The organism is Enterobacter sp. A103 (genome assembly GCF_034427535.1).
Lineage (GTDB): Bacteria > Pseudomonadota > Gammaproteobacteria > Enterobacterales > Enterobacteriaceae > Enterobacter > Enterobacter asburiae_B.
In genome coordinates, this window is sequence record NZ_JAXQPQ010000005.1 from 264,724 (window position 1) to 287,543 (window position 22,820).

General features: G+C 57.3%; 19 protein-coding genes and 1 tRNA gene. 10 read left to right on the forward strand and 10 right to left on the reverse strand.

Translation table 11 applies throughout. The annotated features are described in order from the left end of the window. Positions 1 to 195: 195 nt before the first annotated feature. Together SPH27_RS16005 and SPH27_RS16010 are read left to right on the forward strand one after the other, a co-directional pair. On the forward strand, positions 196 to 1,743 hold the full coding sequence (locus SPH27_RS16005) for a methyl-accepting chemotaxis protein (RefSeq protein WP_048979106.1): 1,548 nt from the start codon (positions 196 to 198) through the stop codon (positions 1,741 to 1,743). 126 nt (positions 1,744 to 1,869) lie between these two features. Continuing rightward, complete coding sequence (locus tag SPH27_RS16010) at positions 1,870 to 2,124, forward strand: hypothetical protein (protein WP_045888190.1); 255 nt, start codon at positions 1,870 to 1,872, stop codon at positions 2,122 to 2,124. Between the two features lie 97 nt (positions 2,125 to 2,221). Here the strand turns inward: SPH27_RS16010 and SPH27_RS16015 are convergent, their stop codons facing one another. From SPH27_RS16015 to yghU, 4 genes are all read right to left on the reverse strand, one after another. Next, complete coding sequence (locus SPH27_RS16015; protein WP_045356040.1) at positions 2,222 to 2,572, reverse strand: DNA-binding protein; 351 nt, start codon at positions 2,570 to 2,572, stop codon at positions 2,222 to 2,224. Positions 2,573 to 2,584: 12 nt separating this feature from the next. Further along, a complete protein-coding gene (locus SPH27_RS16020; RefSeq protein WP_182071641.1) occupies positions 2,585 to 2,917 on the reverse strand; it encodes a type II toxin-antitoxin system RelE/ParE family toxin in 333 nt (110 codons plus the stop codon). A gap of 193 nt (positions 2,918 to 3,110) precedes the next feature. Further along, positions 3,111 to 3,443 carry a hypothetical protein gene (locus SPH27_RS16025; RefSeq protein ID WP_029740720.1) on the reverse strand — a complete coding sequence of 111 codons (333 nt, stop codon included), beginning with the start codon at positions 3,441 to 3,443 and terminating at the stop codon, positions 3,111 to 3,113. Positions 3,444 to 3,603: 160 nt separating this feature from the next. Further along, positions 3,604 to 4,470, reverse strand: a complete 867-nt coding sequence (yghU, locus tag SPH27_RS16030; protein WP_023309162.1) for a glutathione-dependent disulfide-bond oxidoreductase — start codon at positions 4,468 to 4,470, stop codon at positions 3,604 to 3,606. A 245-nt stretch (positions 4,471 to 4,715) separates the two neighbouring features. On the opposite strand from yghU, the gene SPH27_RS16035 reads away from it, so the two are divergent. The 6 genes from SPH27_RS16035 to gss all read left to right on the forward strand — a co-directional run bounded on the left by SPH27_RS16035 (position 4,716) and on the right by gss (position 12,073). Further along, on the forward strand, positions 4,716 to 6,305 hold the full coding sequence (locus SPH27_RS16035) for an ABC transporter substrate-binding protein (RefSeq protein WP_182071642.1): 1,590 nt from the start codon (positions 4,716 to 4,718) through the stop codon (positions 6,303 to 6,305). 45 nt (positions 6,306 to 6,350) lie between these two features. Beyond that, complete coding sequence (locus tag SPH27_RS16040) at positions 6,351 to 7,304, forward strand: ABC transporter permease (RefSeq protein WP_080973628.1); 954 nt, start codon at positions 6,351 to 6,353, stop codon at positions 7,302 to 7,304. A gap of 5 nt (positions 7,305 to 7,309) precedes the next feature. Beyond that, positions 7,310 to 8,155 (forward strand): ABC transporter permease, encoded by an 846-nt coding sequence (locus SPH27_RS16045; protein WP_182071643.1) that lies wholly within the window; start codon positions 7,310 to 7,312, stop codon positions 8,153 to 8,155. Next, entirely contained in the window at positions 8,148 to 9,125 is a 978-nt protein-coding gene (locus tag SPH27_RS16050; RefSeq protein WP_182071644.1) for an ABC transporter ATP-binding protein, read from the forward strand. The genes SPH27_RS16045 and SPH27_RS16050 overlap by 8 nt, the downstream gene beginning before the upstream one ends. Further along, the gene (locus tag SPH27_RS16055; RefSeq protein WP_182071645.1) at positions 9,122 to 10,099 is read left to right on the forward strand and encodes an ABC transporter ATP-binding protein; all 978 of its coding nucleotides are present in this window, start codon (positions 9,122 to 9,124) and stop codon (positions 10,097 to 10,099) included. Before SPH27_RS16050 ends, SPH27_RS16055 begins: the two co-directional genes overlap by 4 nt. Positions 10,100 to 10,210: 111 nt before the next feature. After that, positions 10,211 to 12,073 carry a bifunctional glutathionylspermidine amidase/synthase gene (gss, locus tag SPH27_RS16060; protein ID WP_182071646.1) on the forward strand — a complete coding sequence of 621 codons (1,863 nt, stop codon included), beginning with the start codon at positions 10,211 to 10,213 and terminating at the stop codon, positions 12,071 to 12,073. A 52-nt stretch (positions 12,074 to 12,125) separates the two neighbouring features. On the opposite strand, the gene pgaD is transcribed toward gss, so the two are convergent. From pgaD to pgaA, 4 genes are read right to left on the reverse strand one after another with little or no spacing between them, the layout of a single operon-like run. Next, positions 12,126 to 12,560 carry a poly-beta-1,6-N-acetyl-D-glucosamine biosynthesis protein PgaD gene (pgaD, locus tag SPH27_RS16065; RefSeq protein ID WP_032659996.1) on the reverse strand — a complete coding sequence of 145 codons (435 nt, stop codon included), beginning with the start codon at positions 12,558 to 12,560 and terminating at the stop codon, positions 12,126 to 12,128. Continuing rightward, positions 12,560 to 13,888, reverse strand: a complete 1,329-nt coding sequence (gene pgaC, locus SPH27_RS16070) for a poly-beta-1,6-N-acetyl-D-glucosamine synthase (RefSeq protein WP_182071647.1) — start codon at positions 13,886 to 13,888, stop codon at positions 12,560 to 12,562. The genes pgaD and pgaC overlap by 1 nt, the downstream gene beginning before the upstream one ends. Then, positions 13,881 to 15,818, reverse strand: a complete 1,938-nt coding sequence (pgaB, locus tag SPH27_RS16075) for a poly-beta-1,6-N-acetyl-D-glucosamine N-deacetylase PgaB (RefSeq protein WP_182071648.1) — start codon at positions 15,816 to 15,818, stop codon at positions 13,881 to 13,883. Before pgaB ends, pgaC begins: the two co-directional genes overlap by 8 nt. A gap of 8 nt (positions 15,819 to 15,826) precedes the next feature. Then, positions 15,827 to 18,265, reverse strand: a complete 2,439-nt coding sequence (gene pgaA / locus SPH27_RS16080; protein ID WP_182071649.1) for a poly-beta-1,6 N-acetyl-D-glucosamine export porin PgaA — start codon at positions 18,263 to 18,265, stop codon at positions 15,827 to 15,829. Positions 18,266 to 18,937: 672 nt separating this feature from the next. Here pgaA and SPH27_RS16085 point away from each other — a divergent pair. After that, a complete protein-coding gene (locus SPH27_RS16085) occupies positions 18,938 to 19,519 on the forward strand; it encodes a helix-turn-helix transcriptional regulator (RefSeq protein ID WP_049015725.1) in 582 nt (193 codons plus the stop codon). On the opposite strand, the gene SPH27_RS16090 is transcribed toward SPH27_RS16085, so the two are convergent. Both SPH27_RS16090 and SPH27_RS16095 read right to left on the reverse strand, forming a co-directional pair. Continuing rightward, a tRNA-Phe gene (locus SPH27_RS16090) sits at positions 19,520 to 19,595 on the reverse strand. A gap of 95 nt (positions 19,596 to 19,690) precedes the next feature. Beyond that, positions 19,691 to 20,407 carry a DUF554 domain-containing protein gene (locus SPH27_RS16095; protein WP_048977256.1) on the reverse strand — a complete coding sequence of 239 codons (717 nt, stop codon included), beginning with the start codon at positions 20,405 to 20,407 and terminating at the stop codon, positions 19,691 to 19,693. A 181-nt stretch (positions 20,408 to 20,588) separates the two neighbouring features. Between SPH27_RS16095 and SPH27_RS16100 the strand changes: the two genes are divergently transcribed. After that, positions 20,589 to 22,724: an ornithine decarboxylase gene (locus SPH27_RS16100; protein ID WP_182071650.1), complete on the forward strand. Its 2,136-nt coding sequence runs from the start codon at positions 20,589 to 20,591 to the stop codon at positions 22,722 to 22,724. Positions 22,725 to 22,820 lie beyond the last annotated feature (96 nt).

Below are 22,820 nucleotides of genomic sequence, written 5' to 3' on the forward strand. Positions count from 1 at the left end.
GCTTTCCCACTCTGCACTTATCACATCACAAATTGCATCACTAAGCGCGGGCCTAATGATTAACGCCAGCTGTGTGACCAGTGAACCCACGCTAATTAAAAATGATCACAAAACGTTATAATTTCCCTCTTTCCTGCCGATAACGAGAGTAGTACTCGCCTCTGGGCGAACTCACCCTCACGGCAAGGAAGACTTATGAATATGCTCCGTAATTTCACGATCCGTTTCGTCATGCTGACGATTCTCGGGATCTTTTGTTTAATGTGGGCGGGCGTTGGGTTGTACAGCACCTGGTCCCTTTCTCGCGTATCGGATGGCAATGAAGTCGATCGCCAGCTGGTTAAACAGATGACGGTACTCAGCCAGGGGAACGATCAATATTTCCGCTTTGTGACCCGTCTGAGCCGTGCGATGGAAGTCAAAGCCGCAGGCGGCACGCCGGATCTTTCCTCTGCCCAACAGGCGCTGGATAACATGGGCAAGAAACTGGCCGAGATGAAAGCGATCTCCCCAGGCCCGATGGACGAGCAGGTCTCTTCCCGGGTGATCGGCTCCTGGCAGGCGCTGCTCGAACAGGGCGTCACGCCGCAAATGCAGCAGGCGAAGCAGGGGGCTCTGGAGGGTTATCGCCAGCAGGCCAACAACGTCACGCCACCGCTGAGCCGCGCGTTCGGTGCGGCCGCTGAGGCGTTCAACAATGCCGCCGCGAAGTCGCTCGACAGCACCCGCGTGGTAGTGGACGGCCTGACAAGCATGACCCGCACGGTGATTATCGTCGCCACGATTATCGGCCTGCTGATCCTGCTCTTCACCGACCGTTATCTGGTGGCGATGCTGGTCAAACCGCTGGCTCGCATTCGCCAGCAGTTCCGCCAGATTGCCCAGGGCGATCTCAGCCAGCCCATTGAGCCGTTCGGCCGCAACTGCGTGGGGCAGCTGGTGCCGCTGCTGAGCGCGATGCAGGACAGCCTGCGCGAAGCGGTCAGTACGATTCGCTCCGGCAGTGAAAATATCTGGCGCGGCGCGACAGAAATCTCCAGCGGTAACAACGATCTCTCTTCCCGTACCGAAGAGCAGGCGGCTGCGCTGGAAGAGACGGCAGCCAGCATGGAACAGCTGACCGCCACGGTGAAACTGAACGCGGAAAGCGCGCGTCAGGCCAGCCAGCTGGCCGATGTCGCCTCAACTACCGCCAGCCGCGGCGGCTCGCTGGTGGAAGAGGTGGTGACCACCATGAGCGGTATTTCGGAAAGCTCGAAGAAAATTGCTGAAATCACCAACGTGATCAACAGCATTGCCTTCCAGACCAATATTCTGGCACTCAATGCGGCGGTTGAAGCGGCGCGCGCGGGTGAACAGGGGCGTGGTTTTGCCGTGGTGGCAGGTGAAGTCCGTAACCTGGCAAGCCGCAGCGCCAACGCGGCTAAAGAGATTGAGGGGCTGATTACCGATTCCGTTTCCCGCGTAGAGCAGGGGGCGCAGCTGGTGAGCGACACCGGCACCACCATGGATGCGATTTTGCGCGACGTGACGGAAGTGACGACCATCATGAAGCAAATCGCTTCCGCCTCTGAGGAGCAAAGCAAGGGTATTTCGCAGGTCGGGATTGCCATTACCCAGATGGACGGCGTGACCCAGCAAAATGCCTCGCTGGTTGAAGAGGTTTCTGCGGCAGCGGCGGCGCTGGAGCGCCAGACCGAAGATCTTCAGCGCTCGGTGCAGAAGTTCCGCCTGACGGCATAACGCAACCTATAAGGCCGCCTTGTGCGGCCTTATATTATTAACGCCTTCCCCATTCAGCCCCTTCTGAAACTGCTATTCTTTTGCTAACCCCCTGACGTTCTGGGCTCTCTTCTCCGAGGTGTTGCTATGAACAGATCGTTATCTGTCGTTCCCGTCCTTTCTTGCATTCTTCTGATGCTGTTCTCGGTTTCTGCCAGTGCGACCCAGCAGGCGCAGGAGCGACGCGTGGCGCGTGATGTCAGGCAGGAAACCCGCGACGCGTCGCGGCAGGTGAAGCAAACCTGCGTGGCGAACAATAACCAGAGTAATCACGACTGCCGTCAGGACAAGCGTCAGATGAAACAGTCCGGAAGACAAAAAGCGCGGGACATTAAGTATTAATGCAACAGGTAAGGCGGCATGCAGGCATATCTCTTACCGCCTTTTCCAGTAGCGTTTCAGTATGACGATCGTCATTGATGCTTCGCCCGGCCAGAACTTAGGGCGTATTTTGACGTGCGTCCCACGCTGGTGCATTTAACCCTGCAGCTGCAATTCGGGAAATGGGGTATCCCGTTGCAGATGCCACTTCTGCGATACGCTTAAATGAGGGGTTACCGTTTGGTGAGAGTGATTTATAGAGTGATTCGCGAGAAATGCCTGCACGTTTAGCAATGACGGTCATCCCGCCAGAGGCTTCAATCACATGTCGTAAAGCCAGCATGAACGCCTCATAGCCTCCAGGCTCGTCAATTTCAATAAAAGCCTGATGAAGATATACGGGCGCGAAATCCGGAGAATCTTTCAGGAGCTGTACCATTGCGTCATCATGAAGTACTGATTTAGCCATTCCGATTTCCTCTTATATCCTGCGCTTGTAGTCGTTGAGATACTCAACGGCCCTGTCAATATCTGCATTTTGCTTTTTTTTCGTTCCAGTCAATAGCACCAGACTCACTGCGCCATCTGCCGGATCGAAGACTTCGCTGAAATAGACGCGGTAACCCGGCCCCTGGTCAATCCTGAGTTCTGAAACGCTCTCTCTGCATGGCTTGCAATCACCATAGTTACCCGTAGACCTTCTGGCGACACGTGTAGCAATCATGGCTTTAGCTATGGGATCTTTCACACTTCTCAGATATGCATCAAAAGGGTCGTACCCGTCTGCTGTGATGTAGTGTTTGACCTTAGCCATTATTGTAGCCTGTAGTTTACGATAAGCAAATGCATTGTAATCTTCAGGCTACGACAGGCAACTGTTCACAGGGTTGTGGCAGTGGGGAAGATGTGATTTCTGAAAGCAGATCGCAAAAATTTGAGACCTTGTGCGGAGGGATGACTGCATAACAACGAGGCCGGGCTTGCAGAGCGCTGCCCGGCTGTATTTATCAGTGCGTCGCTTCACCAATCAGCGCGCCCGTGCCCGCACCAACGGCTGCACCTTTCAGCACGCTCTTGCCGGTAACCGCCGCGGCACCTGCGCCTACGGCAGCACCTACCGCGCCGCCCTTACGCGCGGCTTTACCTTTGCCGCCGTTTTTGAACATGGCACCTGTGCCTGCGCCCACGACGGCGCCGCCAACGGTCGATTTCAGATCTTTGCCCGTGGCCGCACCAATGGCCGCGCCTGCTACCGCGCCAGCGGCGGTTTTGTCGATAGCCATTCCCGAGGTGGAAAAAATGAGGGCGCTGATAACCAGCGTTGTTTTAATAAGTTTCATAACAGATCCTTTGTGACTGCTGTCGGTTGAGACGTCATTTCTCACTCTCTGACGCGAGAAAAACGTCCAGATAGTGCCAGCAATACCGGCTCAACCTTTAAGCTAATCATGCCCTGGGCTGGGATCTCAGTTGCCGGGCGGGGACCCGCCCGGCTGAACATTACGCCTGACGCTTATCTTCCGTATTGGTATCGAAGTCGCTCGCCGCGTGGCGTTCGTGGAGCTGCTCGTTCAGCTCGCCGCTGGTGCGGTTAACGATACGGCCGCGCTTAACGGCATGGCGATTCGCCACGTCTTTCGCCCAGCGCTGCACGTTTGTGTACTTCTCTGCATCGAGGAACTCGGCGGCGTTATAGACGCTGCCCAGCGCCACGCAGCCGAACCACGGCCAGATGGCGATATCCGCGATGGTGTACTCTTCACCCGCCACGTAGCGACCGCGCGCCAGCTGTTTATCCAGCACGTCGAACAGGCGCTTGGCTTCCATGGTGAAGCGGTCAATCGCGTATTCAATTTTTACCGGCGCGTAGTTGTAGAAGTGGCCAAAGCCGCCGCCGAGGAACGGCGCTGCGCCCTGCAGCCAGAACAGCCAGTTCAGGGTCTCGGTGCGTCCAGCCGGATCTTTCGGCAGGAAGTGACCGAATTTCTCTGCCAGATAGAGCAGGATATTGCCGGATTCAAAGACGCGCGTTGGCGGGTTCGTGGAGTGGTCACGCAGCGCCGGTATTTTCGAGTTCGGGTTCACCTCAACAAACCCGCTGGAGAACTGATCGCCCTCGCCGATGCGGATCAACCATGCGTCGTACTCCGCGCCCGTCACGCCCAGCGCCAGCAGCTCTTCGAGCATGATCGTCACTTTCTGGCCGTTCGGTGTCCCGAGAGAGTAAAGCTGCAGCGGATGGGAGCCCACGGGCAGATCTTTCTCATGGGTCGCGCCGGAAATCGGGCGGTTGATGTTGGCGAACGCGCCGCCGCCGTTCTTTTTCCATTCCCATACTTTTGGTGGCTGATACGTGTTGTCTGACATGTTGGCCTGCCTTTTGAGTGATGTGTTGAGGCAGTGTAGCAGGAGATTTGTGAAGCGTTTAACGTTGCGAGCGCAATCAATTAACCGCTATTCCTTCCGGCGCTTATATATAACAAATCTGGCATAAGCTTAATCGAAAATCGCATTTTCATAATTAATGCGTAAACCGATAAAGCTGAATATGATGCTTCAACATAAATAAAAGATGCAGTAATAAACACTTTATAAGGCAAGGAGTTAGTGAGATGCGCAAGCTTCTGTTATCGGCAGTAGTGGTTTCGCTCGCGTTAGGCCTGGCTGGCTGTGATGATGCGAAAAATAAAGAGACAAATACGCCCTCAGCGGCAAAAAACGACGCGCCAAAAGAGGGCGGTTCGCTAATTATTGGAATTACCTCCGGCGACCCGTTAGCCGTTAATCCGCTCTATGCCAGTGACCGTACGACGTTAACGATCATGCAGGCGCTCTATGCCCCGCTGTACAGCTTTAATAACGGCAACATTGAGTGGGGCCTGGCGGAAAGCCTGACGCCCTCCGCCGACAACCTGAGCTATACCCTGACGTTAAAACCCAACCTGAAATGGCAGGACGGCCAGCCGCTGACGGCGGACGACGTGGTCTTTACGTTCAATAAGCTGCTGGATGCCAAACAGCACAGCTTCTTCCGCAGCATGTTCACCTACGGCGACAAGCCGGTACAGGTGAGCAAGGTGGATGAGCGCACCGTCAAGTTCACCCTACCGCAGGTCAGCGCGGCCTTTACCGGCACCCTGGTACAAATCTACCCGATTCCGCAGCACGTGTTCGCCGGTGAAGGCGACCTGGAAAAGAGCAGCAAAAACGATGCGCCGGTCGGCTCCGGGCCGTTCAAATTTAAAGAGTACCGCGCCGGGCAGTATTACGCCCTGACCCGTTTTGACGATTACTGGAACGGCAAAGCGAAGCTTGATTCGGTCACCTACCGTTTCGCCAAAGACAGCAACGCCGCCAACCTTGCGCTGCAAAACGGGGAAATCAACCTCAAGATGGTTGACCCGCAGGATGTGAACCGTCTGAAAAATACCGGTAAGTTTGACTTCGTGGTCTATCCGGAAGGCCGTCTGGCCTATATGACGTTCAACCAGAACGTGCCGGTGATGAAGAGCAAAGCGCTGCGCCAGGCCATCGCGTATGCCATCAACAAAGACGAGCTCACCCAGACCGCGTTTACCTCGCTGGACTACGCTAAACCGGCGACCTCGTTCCTGACGCCAGATACGCTTTACAAGACGGATGACGTCGAACAGTACAAGTTCGATCTACAAAAAGCCAAAGAGCTGCTGAAGACGTCCGGCGCGCCGGACAACCTCAAGCTGCGCCTGGCGTATGTGAACACCAACAAAACCCAGGAGAGCATGGCGCTCTACATTCAGCAGGCGCTGAAGGGCATTGGGGTGAACGTGGAGCTGATGCCGCTGGACTCCAACGCCATGTCTCAGCGCAGCCTCGATATGAACAACACCGCGTGGGAGCTGAACTTGGGCGGCTACATCATGGGCTCCGAGCCGGACGGTTACAAATCGCTGTTCATGAGCAACGAAGCCTATAACTACGCGCACTACAAAAATCCGCAGTTTGATGCCCTGTGGGATAAAGGCGCAGTGGAAACCGACGCCGCAAAACGTGCCGATATCTACAAGCAAATTCAGCAGACCGTGGCGAACGATATGACCTACTACCCGATCGCCTACACCAATGCGACCGTCGCGGTGGACAAGCGTTTTGGCGGCACCGAGGAAGCGGAGCCGAAACCGGTCTATCTGTTCCAGGATCTGTCAAAAATCTATCAGAAATAAGTGATTGCCCCGGCCGTCAGGTCGGGGCTTTTGAAAGGGCACGTCGTGAACACACTCCTCACGCGTCGGCTGCTGCAGCTGCTGCCGATGCTGTTTTTTATTTCACTGGTGGCGTTTCTGCTGGTCAAGCTCGCGCCCGGCGATCCGGTGGCGGCGTACATTACGCCGCGTATGGCCCCGGAGGATATCGAACGTATTCGCCAGAGCCTGGGGCTGGATAAGCCCCTGGTCACGCAGTACGTCCTGTGGCTGAAAAACGTCCTGCAGGGCGATCTCGGCTATTCGCTGATTTATCACCGCCCGGTGCTGGAGATGATCGGCGAACGCATACCGGCCACGCTGGGGCTGATGGGCGCGTCGCTGCTGATGGCGATCGTGCTGGCGATCCCGCTGGGCCTGCTGGCCGGGGCATTTAAGCACCGCTGGCTGGATCATCTGCTCAATATATTCGCCTATATCGGCATTTCTGTTCCGATATTCTGGTTCGGCATCTTGCTCATCACCGTTTTTGCCGTGCAGCTTAACTGGTTCCCCAGCATGGGGATGCGCACCATCGGCATGGAGGATAACGGGCTGGATCTGCTGCGTCACGGCGTGCTGCCGTGTATTGCCCTCACGTTCTACAACCTCTCCAGCTACGTGCGCTACATCCGCTCCAACACCATCTCGCAGCTCTCGGCCGACTACGTGCAAACCCAGCTTGCCTACGGCGCGACGCGTTCCAGTATTCTGTTTCGGCACGTTCTGAAAAACGTGCTGCTGCCGGTGATCACCCTGTTCGGCCTGTCGTTCGGAGAGCTGATTGTGGGGGCCTATGTGACGGAAAGCGTCTTCTCCTGGCCGGGGATGGGGCTGCTCGGGATCCAGTCGATCGCCTCGCTGGATTACCCCCTGATTATGGCGATCATCATGCTCTCGTCGATGATGCTGATCGTCGGTAACCTGATCGCCGACGTGCTTTATCGCTTCGCCGATCCCCGCATTCGTACGCTGAGGTAACCCGGATGAGCAGACGCTGGCAGCAGGTTCGTCACCAGCTGCGCCGCAACCGTCCGGCGCAGTTCTCTCTGTTTGTACTTTTTATTTTCATCGTCGCCGCGCTCTGTGCGGGCTTGAGTCCGTACGATCCGGATCGGATGGCGCTCGGCGCGCGCACGCTACCGCCGGATGCCGCGCACTGGTTCGGCACCGATGAATACGGGCGCGACTACTTCACCCGCGCGCTGTATGGCGGCCAGATCTCCCTGATGGTCGGTTTTCTCGCCATGCTCTTTTCCACGCTTATCGGCACGGTGGTGGGAACGGTGAGCGGCTATTTTGGCGGCTGGCTGGATAACCTGATGATGCGCGCCGTGGATATCCTGATGGCCATTCCGGCCTTCTTCCTGCTGCTGGTAGTAAATGCTTACCTCAAGCCGGGCGTGGATAACATCATTCTGATTATCAGCCTGCTGACGTGGATGAACATGTCGCGTCTGGTGCGTGCTGAAACCCTGTCGGTGAAAGAGCGCGAGTACGTGCTTTATGCCCGCGCGTCGGGAGAGCATCCGCTGCGCATCATCGTGCGCCACATTATTCCCGGCGTGCTGCCGACCATTATCGTGGCGGCCACGCTCAATATCGCCTCGGCCATTCTGATGGAGTCAACGCTCAGCTTCTTAGGGCTGGGCGTGCAGGCGCCCGCGGCGTCGTGGGGAAGCATGCTTAACAACGCGCAGTCTTATATTGGCGAAGCGTCGTGGCTGGCGATGTTCCCCGGCATTCTGATCCTGCTGACGGTGTTCAGCTTTAACGTGCTGGGCGATGTGTTCCGTACCGCCTTTGAGCCGGGAGCGAATCGCGATGAATAACCTATTAGCGCTTGAGAACCTGCAAACCACGTTCCGCACGCGCGAGGGCGAGGTTCACGCGGTGCGCGGCGTGAGCTTTCAGGTTCAGCCGGGGGAACTCGTCGGCATCGTCGGCGAGTCGGGCTGCGGGAAAAGCGTCACCTGCAAGTCGATTATCCAGCTTCTGGGGAGCAACGGACGGATAACCGGCGGCAGCATCCGCTTCCAGAATGAGGATCTGGCGCAGAAAACGCCCGCGCAGATGCGCGCCATCCGCGGCAACGAGATCGCGATGATTTTTCAGGATCCGATGACCGCCCTGAATCCGGTGCTGACCATCGGCAAGCAGATGGCTGAGATCCTGATGCGCAACAAAGGACTCAGCAAAAAAGCGGCCAAAGCGGCGGCCATCGCCATGCTGGAACAGGTAGGCATTGCCGAGGCGGAACGGCGATACGACCAGTATCCCCACGAGTTCAGCGGCGGGATGCGCCAGCGGGTGATGATCGCCATTGCGCTCTCCTGCAACCCGAAGCTTCTTATTGCTGATGAGCCGACCACCGCGCTGGACGTGACCATTCAGGCGCAGATCCTGCGCCTGCTGAAAAGTCTGCAACAGCAGACCCGGACCGCGATTTTGCTGATCACTCACGATCTCGGCGTCGTGGCGCAGGTCTGCAGCCGCGTGGTGGTGATGTACGGCGGGCTGGTAATGGAGGAGGGGAGCGTGGAGGACATTTTTTATCGCCCTGCGCATCCTTATACCCAGGGGCTGCTGGCCTCGCTGCCCCGCCCGGATGAGGTGACTCAGCGTTTATCACCCATTGAAGGTTCGCCGCCCGGCCTGCTTAACCCGCCGCAGGGCTGTCCGTTCGCGGAACGCTGCCCGAAGCGTATGCCCCAGTGTGAAAGACAGCCCGCCTTTTACGCCGCCGGAGAGGGCCATCGCGCCGCCTGCTGGCTATGGGCCGACAAGGAGATTCAGGCATGAATGAACAACAGGCGCCATTAGTGAGCGTGCGCGATCTGCGCAAGCACTATCCGCTCAACGGCGGTTTGCTGCGTAAAGGCGTGGCCGTGAAGGCGGTTGACGGCGTGAGCTTTGATATCCAGCCCGGCGAGACGTTTGGCCTGGTGGGGGAGTCCGGCTGCGGAAAATCCACCCTCGGGCGCGCCATCCTGCGCCTTTTCGATATCACCTCGGGCGAGATCCACTTCGCCGGGCAGGCGATTGCCCACGCCCGTGAAAAAGAGCTTAAGCCGCTGCGTAAACGGATGCAGGCGATTTTTCAGGATCCTTACTCCTCGCTCAACCCTGGAATGACGGTGCGACAGCTGGTGGCCGAGCCGATGCAGATCCACGGCTACAGCCGCGAAGAACAGCGGGAACGCACTGAAATGCTGCTCTACAAAGTGGGGCTGAAGCACGAGCACCTTGAACGGTTCCCGCATGAGTTCAGCGGCGGGCAGCGCCAGCGCATCAGTATTGCCCGCGCGTTGTCCGTGCATCCTGAATTCGTGCTGTGCGATGAGCCGCTCTCGGCGCTGGACGTCTCGGTGCAGGCGCAGGTGGTGAACATTCTGCAGGATCTGCAGCAGGAGCTGGGACTAACCTATCTGTTCATCGCCCACGATCTCTCCATGGTGCGGCATATCTCCAGCCGCATTGGGGTGATGTATCTCGGTAAACTGGTGGAGGTGGCCCCGGCGAATGAACTGTATCAACGTCCGGCGCACCCTTACACCCGCGCGCTGCTGGCGGCGGTTCCCCAGCCCGATCCGCGCATCCGCAACCTCGAAGACGCCACCCTGCGCGGCGACATTCCAGGCCCCACGTCCGCGCTGCCGGGCTGTAAGTTCTGCAGCCGCTGCCCGCATGCGATGCCGGTTTGCCAGACGCAGGAGCCAGCCATGCAGGAGATTGCGCCTGGGCATTTCGCGGCATGCTGGCTGTTTAACATGTAGTTAATGCGCCGCGCAGGTGTATGATAAATGTCCCTCTGTCAGGTTAATTACAACGTGCAGACGACGACAACCCTTAAAAAAATTGCCGCCTGCCTGTTTTAGGTTGGATACATGCGTAAAGGAAAGTTAAGCAGTGATGCGCCCTTCGGGACATTGTTAGGCTATGCGCCCGGTGGCGTGGCGATTTACTCTTCAAATTACGGCAGTCTGGACCCGCGAAAATACCCGGAAGACGCGGATTTTCGCAGCTATATCGGCAACGAATACATGGGCCACAAGTGGCAATGCGTTGAGTTTGCCCGCCGTTTCCTGTTTCTCAACTATGGCTTCGTGTTTACCGACGTCGGCATGGCGTGGGAAATCTTCTCCCTGCGCTTTTTGCGCCAGGTGGTGAACGATAACATTCTGCCTCTTCAGGCTTTTGCAAACGGTTCAAAACGCGCGCCGCGCGCCGGGGCTCTGCTGATCTGGCAAAAGGGCGGCGAGTTTCACGAGACCGGCCACGTGGCGGTGATCACCCAGCTTCTCGACGATAGGGTGCGAATTGCGGAGCAGAACGTGATTCACTCCCCGCTGCCGCTCGGGCAGCAGTGGACGCGCGAGCTGCGTCTGAGCGTGGAGAACGGGTGTTACACGATCCATGACACCTTCAACGACACGGAGATTCTCGGCTGGATGATCCAGACCGACGACGCGGAACACAGCATTCCCCAGCCGGAAATCGACGGCGAACTGCTGAAAATCAGCGGCGCGCGGCTGAAAAACAAGCGTCAGTTCGACGGAAAATGGCTTAACGAAAATGACGCGCTGCAGCAGGCGTATATCCGCGCCAACGGCCATGTGATCAACAAAGATCCCTGCCAGTACTTCACCATTACCGAAAGCGCCGAGCAGGAGCTGATCAAGGCCACTAACGAACTGCATCTGATGTACCTGCACGCGACGGACAAGGTGCTGAAAGACGACAGCCTGCTGGCGCTTTTCGACATCCCGAAAATCCTCTGGCCGCGCCTGCGCCTCTCCTGGCAGTGGCGTCGCCACCATATGATCACCGGTCGTATGGATTTCTGCATGGATGAGCGCGGCATTAAGGTCTACGAGTACAACGCCGACTCCGCGTCCTGCCATACCGAGGGCGGGCTGATTCTCGAAGAGTGGGTGAAAAACGGCTATCGCGGCAACGGGCATAACCCGGCGGAAGGGCTGCTGGAAGAGCTGACCGGCGCGTGGAAGCACAGCCACGCGCGGCCGTTCGTCCACATCATGCAGGACAACGATGTCGAAGAGGACTATCACGCGCTCTTTATTCAGCGTTCGCTGATGCAGGCCGGGTTCGAGACCAAAATTCTGCACGGGCTGGAGGCGCTCAGCTGGGATGCCGCCGGACAGCTGATTGACGACGAAGGTCGCCACGTCAACTGCGTGTGGAAAACCTGGGCGTGGGAAACGGCGATAGAGCAGATCCGCGAGGTAAGCGAAACCGAATACGCCGCCGTGCCGATCCGCACCGGACATCCCGAGGGCGAGGTGCGCCTGATTGACGTCCTGCTGCGCCCGGAGGTGCTGGTCTTCGAACCGCTGTGGACCGTTATTCCCGGCAACAAGGCGATTCTCCCGGTCCTGTGGCAGCTGTTCCCGAATCACCGTTATCTGCTCGACACCGATTTTGAGGTTAACGATCTGCTGAAGCAGACCGGCTATGCCGTCAAGCCGATTGCCGGACGCTGCGGCAGCAATATCGATCTCATCAGCGCCCAGGACGAACTGCTGGATAAATCCAGCGGCAAGTTTGTTGACCGCAAAAACATCTACCAGCAGCTGTGGTGCCTGCCGAAGGTCGACGGCAAGTACATACAGGTCTGCACCTTCACCGTGGGCGGGAACTACGGAGGAACCTGTCTGCGCGGCGATGACTCGCTGGTGGTGAAGAAAGAGAGCGATATCGAGCCGTTGATAGTGGTTAAAGATAAGTAGTTCACACCTGCGATAAATAAGCCCCTGCAGGGTCTCCTGCGGGGGCTTTTTGTTACTGTTCTTCCTCTTCCTGCTGCTCGTTGATCTTCAGATCGATGATGCGGCCAATCTGATCGTGGTACACCGTCAGCAGGTTGTACTGGCTCATCTCGGAGATGATCTGCGGTGAGACGTTAAAGCTGCGGGCCAGCTCTTCCTGGTGAAAATAGCCCGGCTGACGTCGCCTCACGTGGGCGCGGCGGCGGTTGTACTGATACCACAAAATCAGCAGCCAGCCGTTGAGCGCGGCAAATAGCAAGTAGATCAACACCGTATTAAAGGACGCGATAATCACGCCCCAGCGGTGGTCGCTCTCATCGGTTAGCTGCATCCACAGACGGGCATACAGGAAAAACAGAAATCCTCCCCACGCCACCAGCGTTAGCGCGGCATCGAAAAGACGTGGCAAGAGCCGATGCTCGGTCAAAATTAAGGTGTTTTCGTTCATTAAATGCTCCCTTTTCCCCGGTCCGGACTGATCCAGCGCGCGCGGGCGCGCTGGCGTTTAAGCATGACTTTTGGAAATGCGACGAGGGTGGTGAACAGGCCGATCATCCAGTACACCATCGGGAACCAGATCACCCAGAAAAGCGAGCTGGCCACTTTACGTTCATAGCGCCGCTCGATGTACAAGCTGACCAGGAACTGCAGCAGGCACATCACGCCCAGCAGCAGCCCGGTAAACTCCGGTGGAAAAAGGCTCTCCACGGTCAGCCTGGCGGGAACAGGCGCAACCTGGCTGAGGAGGAACAGCAGCACCGTCATCGCGTACGCGAATGCCCACAGCGTTGACAGCGCGTACTCCATAAACAGCGGCCACATGCGGTGATGCTCCCAGCGCACGATCCTGCGAAGGTTAACCAGAAACACCTCCGCGCCCCCCTGGGCCCAGCGCAGGCGCTGTTTCCACAGGCCTCTCAGCGTCTCCGGCATCAGGATCCAGCACAGCGCCCGCGGCTCAAAAAAGATATCCCAGTGGCGCAGCTGAAGCTTCCAGCTGATGTCGATGTCTTCGGTGATCATGTCCGGACTCCAGTACCTGACGTCCGCCAGCGCCTGTCGGCGAAACGCGGCGATGACGCCGGAGACGGTAAAGACCCGGCCATAGATCCGCTGCGTCCGCTTGATGAGCCCAATAATGGATGAGAACTCGCCCACCTGAATGCGGCCAATCAGCGTGGAGCGCGTGCGAATGCGCGGATTCCCGGTGACAGCCCCGACGTGGGGGTACTGAATCAGCGGGGCCACCAGATAAGCGGCGGTATCGCGGTCGAGCAGGGCGTCGCCGTCAATGCAGACCAGCAGATCGCCCCGCGCCGCCGCTGCCCCGGCCTTAAGCGCCAGCGCTTTCCCCTGATTTTCCGCGAGGTTAATCACCCGCAGGCGCGGCTGTTCCTGCGCCAACTCCTGCAGCACTTGCGCGGTGTTGTCAGAAGATCCGTCGTTGATGGCGATAACTTCTATATTTTCATACCGCTGATCCAGCGCGGCGCTGATGGTCTCCCGGGCATTTCGTCCCTCGTTGAAGCAGGGGATAAGAATGGAGATGAGCGGCTCACCGGCGAGCGTCGGGGCGGGCGTGTCTTTATCCCACGACCAGTGGCGTTCAAGCTGAAACCAGAAATAGAGGCCGCCTGTTATCCAGAGTACCGACATGAACAGCGGCCAGAAGAACACGAAATCCAGAATCAGTTCGCCGGTAAAGAGGGCGGCCACGCCTAACGGCAACCCGAATACCAGACATAAAATAGAGAAGGCGATAATGCGATCAGTCATTGTCAGGGTACCAGTACGAAGAAAATTCAGGCCTGATGCGTGAGATATCAGGTTGATTGTTGAGGAAGTCGTCGGGGTAGTAACCGTAGTTTTTGACGCCGTTCAGCTGGAGCACGCGCATCCACTGCGCAAGCTGGCTGTCGGACACGGCGCGCTGCGGTTTCTGGTCCCAGTCCCTAGCCTGCAGCTCGAAAATGGTTTTATCAAGCGCGCCGGGGCGTGCGGCGACCGCGTTAACCAGACGCGTCAGCCAGGCATCGCTCTCGTCTGCCGGAACGGACTCCATCAGCGGCATGGCCATCGGCACCGTCCAGTCGTACTCCGCCAGAAAATCATCAAGATTCTGCGCGAACCACGCTTCGCTTTCGGGCTGCAGAATGGGTAAGGCGAACATATTGCGGGCGGTTTTTATCTGCGGGCCACGGATATGCTTCACCGCCAGGCTCAGGGCGTGGGTAAACCCGATAAGCGTCTGGCTTTTCTGACGCGTGGTGTTCTGACCGGCATCGTCCACGTCCGTCAGCGCCGCATCGTCATGGAACAAAACCCCGTTGAAGCTGGCATAGCGAGCCAGGTCTTCATAGATATCCGTCACCTGCTGGCGCACCCGCGGGTCCCACGGGGAGAGCCGGATATAGGGCTCGGTGGCTTCGCGCCGCTGGCCGGTTTGACGATCCCGGCGCTGCACGCGCGGCAGGGAAGGATCGAGATCGAACGAGAGCACCGGCATCCACGCGAAGACTTTTACCCCGGCGCGGGTTTGCAGCTGCCAGGCGACAAAATTAAAGAGATCGGCCCGAACCGGCAGCCGACGGTTGGGGAAATAGAGCGCCTTGATCCTGCCGTCGCCCTGCGGGTCGGCAAACGCCTGCAGGAAAACATGGCTGATCTTCATGTCGTAAACCCGCTGGATCAGCCTGTTGATATTTTGGGTCTGCTGGGCCGGATCGGGATCGTAAACGTAGTCGAGATCGACGTGCATGACGCGCACGGGATCGCGCTCCTGAACCTGGCTGACCGTGCTGGCAAACGCCTTGAGCGAGGGATTCCCGGCGATCAGCAGGCGGGGGATGTTGCCCAGATCCTGCACGTTCCCCAGCCCGTCCTCAAGGGTGAAGGCCAGCCGGTAACCCTGCTGTCTGGCGATAGCGAGCGACGTACCGCTGGCGGCGCCGTAGGGCCAGACCCAGGCGCGCGGCGCCTTGCCCGTCACCTGCGTGATTTTTTCAGTCACTTTGCGAACGTCATCGCCGATCCGCTGGTTGAACTGCTGGTCGGTTTCATAGCGACCCGTGGCTTTGTCATAAAAGCGGTTGGCGATGGCCGGCTCGCGGCTGCCCTGCGGGTTGGCCGGAATGCCGTAATGCGAGGCCCAGGTATGCGATCCGATCTCAATCAGCGGGGAGTGGCTGAGCTCGCGCACCATGTCCCACGTCGCGAAGCGCTCGCGGGGCGTCATCAGGCCGCCGAAATTCACTTTTTGATTTGCCGGCGTATCGACCCAGCTGCCCACCGGCGCCCACAGCGCGGGGACGTTCCAGGCCTGAAGCAGCGGCCAGACGCGGGTGTAAAAGCTGCTGTAGCCGTCGTCAAAGCTGAGCAGAACGGCTTTTGGCGGCAGCGTTTTTTTCCCGTCATGCGCGTCAAGAATGTCCTGCACGCTGATGGCGTGGTAGCCATTGTGCAGCAGCCAGCTTATCTGCTCGTTTAACGCGCTGGTGCGAACGGAGAGATAGCGCTGATCGGCGGCATCGTCTTCGACGTCGTGGTAGGCCAGGACCAGAAACTGGTTCTTCGGCCAGGGTTTACTCGCCTTCAGCTGCGGCCTCTCTTTGGGCGCAATGAACGAGATCGCCTGCGCGCAGACATTTGCGCTGAGGCAGAGCCAGCCGAGGAGTATCAGGCTCACGGAAAAACGTGTGTTCAGCATATTCATCCTTAAAAGCGTAAAGTCGCGTCAAACGTGACGGAGAGGTTGCTCTCGCGTTTGCCGTCGTAAGGGCGTTTGTCCCAGTTCAGCATCACGCCGGTATCAATAACGTTGTTCCACTGAATGCGTTGTCCGTAACCCAGCAGGGCGATGGCGCCAGCGGATTGATTTTTCTGCCAGTAGCTGCCGCCTCCCGCCACGAACTGCTGGCTCCAGAGGGTGTCGTAATGGCGATACATTTCATGGTCAACGGCCAGGGCCGCCGTCACGGACAGATCCCGCGCCGGGTTGTAGTAGAGCGTGTCGAGCAGGCTGTTTTTACTGGCGGCGATCCCCGGCTCGAGATCCAGCGTCAGGGACGGGGTCTGCCAGAGACGCTCCTTGCCCGTGAGGGTGTATTCCTGGCGGCGGTTATGATCGGAGAAGCGGCTGAGGGCGGCGCTGAACTGGTACTCACGCCGCTCGTTTTGATACCAGCGCACCCCGCCTTCACCCCGGTTGGCGCTAATGCCGTTGCGTAACGCCCGAAGGGGCGTAGTGCGCGACAGGCGTTCCAGGCTGCCGCTGACCTGCCAGCTATCGTTCACAAAGTACGTTGTTGCGAGGCGAGCGCCCGGCTTGTTTTCGCCGTGATAGCGGTTGCTGGAAAGCTCGGCTTCGAGCTGGAGGTCGCGTGGTCGCCACTCGACGCCGCCCAAAAGGTGACGGCTGGTGCCTTTGCCTTCATCGAAATTACTCTGCGCGTAGCGGGTACCCGCAAACAGCCGCCAGCTGTCCGCTACGGGTGGGCCATAGAGCGTGGCGTCCCAGCTCAGGTCGTGCGTCCCGCTGACGGGGCTATCGGAGTGCAAACCCTTGCTCGCGTTGAGGCGCAGCTCGGACATGTGGTGGACCGTCCTGAGCCTGTCGAGACGCCTGGCGCTGCGGTCGGCAGGCGCGCGGGCAAGCACGTCGTCGGCCAGTAAATCCATCTGTCGCCACTCCTGTAGATCCATTGCGACGTAAGCCTGCTGTTGCTCTAGCTCTGTATTGGACGGCTCCAGCGCCTCCGCCTTTTTCAGCGTTTGCTCGGCCGCACGCGGCAGGCCCCGCGCCTGAAGCAGGGTGGCGTAGTCAATCTGTAATCCCTGATTGCCCGGCGCCGTTGTCGCCAGACGGTGCGCCAGCGTTTCGGCTTCCGGCAGGGCATTCGTCGCCAGCAAATAGTTAAAGCGGAGCGACTGTCCGGTAAGCCATCGATCGTTCGGCTGAGGGGTAGGGGAGCCGAAATCGTAGCGGGTCCACGGGACGTTGCGGGTCTGGCGCTCAGCATATCGGCGGGCGGATTGATAATCTCCCGTATCCAGCCAGGCGTAGAAAAGCGCGTGCTCCTCGTCCTGCGGGTCGGAAGCGTATTGCGGATAGCGTTGCAGAAGCGCGAAGGCGGCGGCCGCGTTTTTCTCCTGAAGATATGCGGAGATGACCCAGCCGATTGCCCAGCCCGGCACCGGATGCTGGTCTGCCGTAAGATCCTGATATTCGCTAATCACCCGTGGGTAATCAGCATGGGCGTATAGCGCGCCAAGCCTGTCTATACGCGCCAGAACGACGTCTTCCGCCGCCTGCGGATCTTTTTGCCAGCGGGAAAGCAGATCGTCGTAACGATTCAGCGTGGATTGCGCAAGCTGCAGGCGCTCCTTTTCTGTTCTGCCGGGCACATCGGCAAGGCGAACCCGTTCGGCGGCGGCATTACGCTCAAGACGGCGACGCTCCGCGGGAGACAGCGTGACGCTTTGTGAAAGCTGCAGCGCGGGGGTGTTCACCCGGCTATCCGTTAGCGCGTCGATTAGCTCGCTGAGGAGCGCTTTATTCTCAGGCGCGATATTCAGCGCGCGCGTGTCTGCCAGAAGCCGATCCCAGCTTTTTCCCTGGCGTAACCAGACATACGAGAGCGTCTCAAGATGTGCCTGAGAGGGATTTTCCGCTACCAGCCGTTGGGTTTCCTGCAGGGCAAGCGCGTCCATGCGGGCATCGGCGAGAGTTTTTATGTAGCCGATACGATAATCGCCGTTATCCGGCGCAAGGCTACGCGCCTCTTTCCAGCGCGCCAGGGCTGGCTGCCAGGCTTTTTTATTCCGCCAGGATTGCGCGACGGCAGCAACGCCGCGGGCGGGCAGCGGCATATAAATACCGTAACGCTGCCAGACCTGAATAACCTCGTCATCATGACCTGCCCAGGACGCAACCTGTAACCAGTCCGCAACTTGATCAGGCGTCAGGGCATGCTGCTGCTGATAACGCTGAAGATAATCGAGAAACGGCGAGTAATTACCGTTACGCGCCTGTTGAATCTGTTGCTCATAAACGGATTCAGTCGCCTGAGCCAGAACAGGAAAGAGGAATAACAGAAACAATAATGTTGGGGCGCGATAAAAGAATAACGTATTGAAGCGAAGCGATCTTTCCATATCTATTTGCCATTTGTTTATCATGAATCCATTGCATAACACGGCCGCCTTTAAACTCAGGGTTAAAGGCCATAAATGAGAACATTAAATCTGAATGCAGTGATGTTACGGGATACTTACCTAAAGGTAATTATGGATCCTTATGTCAGTGGACTGGGTGAAAGCTAATGTACACCTGATATGTTGCCGGATAAATATGTTGAAATGGGGCTGTGTTGTTTTGAGATAATTCTGTATCGAGTAGTTTTTGGCGGTTTTATTGAAATGATTGTTTATTTGTAAATTATTGATATATTGGTATTTTATTTATATTGTGACAGCTTTGTATATATTTTTAATGTGGTTTGCCTGCCTCAATTAAAGTACTTTCTGGTGCATGTTTGGGAAGTTTCATGACAAAAATTCTTAATGTTTAGAGAAGTGACTTTTCTGCGATTGTTTTTTATTTATAATTAATGGCAGCCATTGAATGATAGTCTACAGGAAGTCTTACTCATCAATGTCTGTATTGAGGGATGTCCAAAGCCAGAATACATTTATCGTTAATATAACAGCGCTATAAAACGAAGGCGGCCTTCTTTGCGAGGGATCGTGCTTGCTTTAATCTAAAAGGGATGGTTAGTGGCAACTTCAATTATTTTAGTGACTCAGGATCGCTACCTTGTCAGAGGGATGCGGATATTTTTCCCGGATATTATCCTGCTCGACTCGATTGACAGAAACATATTTGATAACGGTGCAGATGAATATTCTGTATTGATTGATAGTCGTTCTCCGCTCCGTTTATATGATTACCTGATACGCCATCCGGCCAGAACGAAAAAAACAATCTGCTGCGTTATGCTCGATATGCGACACCGCGAGGAGAATCTGCTCAGTATGAAGTTATTTATGAACACGTCGCTGACCGCGCCGGATATGGCGTCGTTATTTAACCTGGTGCTCAATATGAAGGGCAGGCGCCTGACCACGAAGTGGCTGCTTAACTTACGGCTTAGCACGCACGAAGCGATCATGCTGCGGCTGCTGAGGGCAGGGATGCCGATGGAAGCCATTGCCGATGAGCTGAATACGTCGGTGAAAAGCCTCTATCGTAAACGAACGGCTCTCTCGGAACGCCTGGGGGCGGAGAACTTCAACGAGGCGTGTTTGTTTATCTTTAAAAACAAACTGCTGGACGCAGGTGGGAACGATCCCTGGGGTGGGGAAAAACCAAAAGCAAAAACCCGCCACGAGGGCGGGTTCTTTAAATAGTGGTGCCCGGACTCGGAATCGAACCAAGGACACGGGGATTTTCAATCCCCTGCTCTACCGACTGAGCTATCCGGGCAACGGGGCGCATTAAACCCGATCTGCCCCGTGGCGTCAACGAAAAATGTTGTTTTCGTTACAGACTGCGCAATCTCTCACCATTTCGCCGTATCCTTAAGCAAAAAAGTGCGTCCAGAGCGCGGAGAGCGGCATGGCGAGCAGCAGTGCGGGCAGCATGTTCACCACGGCAAACATCTTAATCCCACAGATGCGCAGCCCGGTAGCCAACAGCAGCAGGCCGCCGACGGCGGTAAAGTCTGCCATCATCGCCGGCGTGGTGAGCGGGAGAATCAACGTGGCGCAGGTGGCGAGAGCCAGCTGAATAAGCAGCATCGGCACGCAAATCGCGGCAACGGCAATGCCGAGCGTGGTGGCAAAAATAGTGGCGGTGAAGAAATCAAGAAACGCTTTCGCAATCAATATGCCTGGGTCGCCCGTCATCCCTTCCTGCATTGAACCGAAAATCCCGGTGCCGCTGGCGCAAAACAGAATGATGATGGCGACATAGTTTTGAATAAACGACTCGTGCGTACCGTGTTTCGCCTTGCCGCCCGGTCGGGCAATCAGGTTTTTGGCTTTACTCACCGCGCTGTTAATGCCTTTTTCCAGATAGCAGAACTCGCCAATCAGCGCGCCGAGCAGGGTGGCCAGCACCATCACCGGCAGGTTGGCGCATTTGATCACGAGAAGAATACCGATCCCTAACGATGCCAGGCCGAATATTGAGGGCATGGAGGTGCGAATACGCTCCGGCAACCGCTGGCTCAGCACGGCGCCGAGTACGCCGCCCAACAATACGGCGCCTGCGTTAATAAATGGCCCGATAACCAAAGTTAACTCCTGTTATTTAATCATTGATATTGCATTATTATGGCACGGCAGGGCTTCGCGGGCCTTAGCTTTGGTTGATTTCGTGCATACTGATTCCTTCTTGCACCTCAAAATAAAAGGTGACATTATTGCGCGAATTTTCTCCTCCCTGTCTCACCGCCCGGTGAGGGTAACTGCGCCTATGAAAACCATGAAAATTGCCGTCAGCCGCGAGCTGCTCTCCACTGTGTCTACGCACCGCGAAAAGGTGACGCTGGACAGCACTGATTTTACCGATGTGGCGACCGTCGTCATCACAACAGCTGAAAGTCGCAGCGGCATTCTTGCACTGCTGAAACGCACGGGCTTTCATTTACCGGTGTTTATTTTCTCGCAGGAGCCAACGGACGTACCCGACGGCGCCACCGCGGTCATCTCGGGTAAAGCTCAGGAGTTTCTGGAACTGGAGAGCGCTGCCAGCCGTTACGAAGAGAATCTGCTGCCGCCTTTTTTCGACACCCTGAGCCAGTATGTGGAGATGGGCAACAGCACTTTCGCCTGTCCGGGCCACCAGCACGGGGCATTTTTCAAAAAACACCCGGCAGGGCGACAGTTCTATGATTTCTTCGGTGAAAACGTGTTTCGCGCCGACATGTGCAACGCCGACGTGAAGCTGGGCGATCTGCTGATCCACGAAGGGTCCGCCAAGCACGCGCAAAAGTTCGCGGCAAAAGTGTTCAATGCGGACAAAACCTACTTCGTGCTGAACGGCACGTCTGCGGCAAACAAGGTGGTGACCAACGCGCTGCTGACCCGCGGCGACCTGGTGCTGTTCGACCGCAATAACCACAAATCTAACCATCACGGGGCGCTGATCCAGGCGGGCGCCACGCCGGTTTATCTTGAGGCCGCGCGCAATCCGTTTGGCTTTATTGGCGGGATTGACGACCACTGCTTTGACGATGCCTATCTGCGGGATCTTATCCGTGAAGCGGCGCCGGAAAAGGCCGACGAGGCGCGCCCGTTCCGCCTGGCCATCATTCAGCTTGGCACCTACGACGGGACGATCTACAACGCCCGCCAGGTGATCGACAAGATCGGTCATCTCTGCGACTACATTCTCTTTGACTCCGCATGGGTGGGCTACGAGCAGTTTATTCCGATGATGGCGGAAACGTCACCGCTCTTACTGGAATTGAACGAGAACGATCCGGGAATTTTCGTGACCCAGTCGGTGCATAAACAGCAGGCCGGGTTCTCGCAAACGTCGCAGATTCATAAAAAGGATAACCACATTCGCGGTCAGGCGCGTTTCTGCCCGCACAAGCGGCTGAACAACGCGTTCATGCTGCATGCCTCCACCAGCCCGTTTTATCCGCTGTTCGCCGCGCTGGATGTGAATGCCAAGATCCACGAAGGGGAAAGCGGACGCAGGCTGTGGGCGGAGTGCGTCGAGCTGGGGATTGAAGCGCGCAAGGCAATCATTGCGAATTGCCATATGATCAAACCGTTTATCCCGCCGGTGGTGGCGGGGCGGCCGTGGCAGGATCATCCGACGCACGCCATTGCCAGCGAGCTTCGCTTCTTCAGCTTTGAGCCGGGGGCCAAATGGCACGGCTTTGAGGGCTATGCCCGCGAGCAGTACTTTGTCGACCCATGCAAGCTCCTGCTGACCACGCCGGGTATCGATGCTGAAACCGGGGAGTACACGGATTTCGGGATCCCGGCGACGATTCTGGCGCACTACCTGCGCGAAAACGGCATCGTGCCGGAGAAATGCGACCTCAACTCGATCCTGTTCCTGCTGACGCCTGCCGAAAGCAGCGAGAAGCTGGCGCAGCTGGTGGCGATGCTGGGCCAGTTCGAACAGCATATTGAAGACGACACGCCGCTGGCGGACGTATTGCCGACGATCTTCCAGAAATACCCGGTGCGCTACCGGGATTATACCCTCCGCCAGCTGTGTCAGGAGATGCACGATCTCTACGTCAGCTTTGACGTGAAGGATCTGCAGAAGGCGATGTTCCGCAAGGAGAGCCTGCCGGAGGTGGTGATGAACCCGCAGGATGCAAACCGGGCCTATATTCGCGGTGACGTGGAGCTGGTTCGCATACGGGATGCGGCAGGGCGCATTGCTGCCGAAGGGGCGCTGCCCTATCCGCCGGGCGTGCTGTGCGTGGTGCCGGGTGAGGTCTGGGGCGGGGCGGTACAGCGTTACTTCCTCGCGCTGGAGGAGGGCATCAACCTGCTGCCGGGCTTCTCGCCGGAGCTGCAGGGGGTTTACAGCGAGAAGGATGCCGACGGGATTAAGCGGCTGTATGGGTATGTATTAAGGTAGCCCCCCTCACCCTAACCCTCTCCCCAAAGGGGAGAGGGGATTGCACGAGGCCGTCTTTTCACCCTCGCCCCTTTGGGGAGAGGGCCGGGGTGAGGG

Bases quoted from the DNA above. Each gene is read 5' to 3' on its own strand.
- SPH27_RS16085 (WP_049015725.1), top strand. From the start codon at position 18,938: ATGCGGATATTTTTCCCGGATATTATCCTGCTCGACTCGATTGACAGA.
- SPH27_RS16005 (WP_048979106.1), top strand. From the start codon at position 196: ATGAATATGCTCCGTAATTTCACGATCCGTTTCGTCATGCTGACGATT.
- pgaD (WP_032659996.1), bottom strand. From the start codon at position 12,560: ATGAACGAAAACACCTTAATTTTGACCGAGCATCGGCTCTTGCCACGT.
- pgaB (WP_182071648.1), bottom strand. From the start codon at position 15,818: ATGCTGAACACACGTTTTTCCGTGAGCCTGATACTCCTCGGCTGGCTC.
- SPH27_RS16100 (WP_182071650.1), top strand. From the start codon at position 20,589: ATGAAAACCATGAAAATTGCCGTCAGCCGCGAGCTGCTCTCCACTGTG.
- pgaA (WP_182071649.1), bottom strand. From the start codon at position 18,265: ATGGAAAGATCGCTTCGCTTCAATACGTTATTCTTTTATCGCGCCCCA.
- gss (WP_182071646.1), top strand. From the start codon at position 10,211: ATGCGTAAAGGAAAGTTAAGCAGTGATGCGCCCTTCGGGACATTGTTA.
- SPH27_RS16025 (WP_029740720.1), bottom strand. From the start codon at position 3,443: ATGAAACTTATTAAAACAACGCTGGTTATCAGCGCCCTCATTTTTTCC.
- yghU (WP_023309162.1), bottom strand. From the start codon at position 4,470: ATGTCAGACAACACGTATCAGCCACCAAAAGTATGGGAATGGAAAAAG.
- SPH27_RS16035 (WP_182071642.1), top strand. From the start codon at position 4,716: ATGCGCAAGCTTCTGTTATCGGCAGTAGTGGTTTCGCTCGCGTTAGGC.
- SPH27_RS16045 (WP_182071643.1), top strand. From the start codon at position 7,310: ATGAGCAGACGCTGGCAGCAGGTTCGTCACCAGCTGCGCCGCAACCGT.
- SPH27_RS16020 (WP_182071641.1), bottom strand. From the start codon at position 2,917: ATGGCTAAGGTCAAACACTACATCACAGCAGACGGGTACGACCCTTTT.
- SPH27_RS16055 (WP_182071645.1), top strand. From the start codon at position 9,122: ATGAATGAACAACAGGCGCCATTAGTGAGCGTGCGCGATCTGCGCAAG.
- SPH27_RS16050 (WP_182071644.1), top strand. From the start codon at position 8,148: ATGAATAACCTATTAGCGCTTGAGAACCTGCAAACCACGTTCCGCACG.
- SPH27_RS16015 (WP_045356040.1), bottom strand. From the start codon at position 2,572: ATGGCTAAATCAGTACTTCATGATGACGCAATGGTACAGCTCCTGAAA.
- pgaC (WP_182071647.1), bottom strand. From the start codon at position 13,888: ATGACTGATCGCATTATCGCCTTCTCTATTTTATGTCTGGTATTCGGG.
- SPH27_RS16010 (WP_045888190.1), top strand. From the start codon at position 1,870: ATGAACAGATCGTTATCTGTCGTTCCCGTCCTTTCTTGCATTCTTCTG.